Annotated in this window: 1 protein-coding gene; it reads left to right on the forward strand. The window is 33.0% G+C overall.

Translation table 11 applies throughout. The features are described 5' to 3' along the window. Positions 1 to 397: DUF1835 domain-containing protein (locus tag KI356_RS25470; RefSeq protein ID WP_212936830.1), on the forward strand; the 397-nt coding region annotated here is incomplete at both ends.

Genomic DNA, 397 nt, shown 5'->3' on the forward strand with positions numbered 1-397 from the left:
TAAATGTAAAAGAAAGTACACATATTCATATCACTTTTGATGAATCAACAGGCGGATGTTTAAAACATATGTTAAGTCAAGAAGAACTATTTGAGGAGAGTGTTGTTTCATTCGCTGAATTCTTTTCAATTGGACCGATACATCAATTACATACGAATAAAGGACAACTCGCAAGGCAGCGATGGTTATTAAACAATTTAACCACTTATGATAGTTATTTTGAAGAAGAATATTTACCAAGATTTATAGAAACTTTAGAAGAGCTACATTCAATTCCGAATGAAACACCGATTACCATTTGGAAGGCGGATAATGCCCATGAGCATGTAGGGCTTTGTTTTGCAATTGCGCAATTAAAAGATAAGAAAAATATTCGTGTTATGAATACTTCTGAAGC

The sequence above is a fragment of the Bacillus hominis genome, from assembly GCF_018332515.1.
GTDB classification, from domain to species: domain Bacteria; phylum Bacillota; class Bacilli; order Bacillales; family Bacillaceae_G; genus Bacillus_A; species Bacillus_A hominis.